This is a genomic window from Streptococcus suis (genome assembly GCF_002964045.1).
GTDB classification, from domain to species: Bacteria; Bacillota; Bacilli; order Lactobacillales; family Streptococcaceae; genus Streptococcus; species Streptococcus suis_U.
On record NZ_POPB01000201.1, the window covers coordinates 1 to 844 of the forward strand.

Consider the following 844-nt stretch of genomic DNA (forward strand, 5'->3'; position numbering starts at 1 on the left):
ATCATACCACAGAACTAATCGGAATCAAAGATAAAAACATTAAAATTCTCTTCGTTTTGAAACATCAAACCCATCTAGAAATCAGGGCAAAGCTAGATTACGACAGTCCTAGCTGTCCTCATTGTCAAGAAAAATGTATCAAGTACGATTTTCAAATGCCGTCAAAAATTCCAATTTTGGATTGCCAGGGGTTTCCAACCCTCCTACTGCTTAAGAAACGGCGGTTTCAGTGCAAATCTTGCCAAAAAGTAACCGTTTCTGAGACCCCTCTGGTCAAGAAAAACTGTCAGATTTCCCAACCAATCTGGGAGAAAGTCACTCAACTACACACAGAAAACATGACCAACTCTGCTATCGCTAGGAGACTACACATTTCTGTTTCCGTCGTACAGAGAAAATTGGCTCAGTTTCAATTTCCTCAAGATTTTACGAAATTACCAAAAGTCTTAAGCTGGGATGAATTTAGTCGGAACAAAGGAAAATTGGCCTTTATTGCCCAGGATTTTGAGACGAGACGCATTGTGACCATTCTCGAGAATAACCGCCAAGCAACCATAAAGAACTATTTCTACAAGTATCCTAGCGTGGTTAGAGAGACTGTCAAAATCGTGACGGTGGACATGTCGGGTAGCTATATTCCCATCATCAAACAGCTATTTCCAAGAGCGAAAATTGTTCTTGATCGATTTCACGTTATCCAGCACCTGAGCCGGGCTATGATGTCGACTAGAATTGACATTATGAAAACCTTTGATACACCTTCCCTACCTTATCGAGCCATGAAAAATCACTGGCGGATTCTTCAAAAAGATAGCCGTAAACTGTCTCAGAACCTCTTTTATTC

Annotated in this window: 1 protein-coding gene; it reads left to right on the top strand. The window is 40.6% G+C overall.

The window, feature by feature from the left end; all coding sequences use genetic code 11:
- Positions 1-844 (top strand): ISL3 family transposase (locus C1E99_RS01715; RefSeq protein WP_105206410.1); only part of this gene is annotated, 844 nt, incomplete at both ends.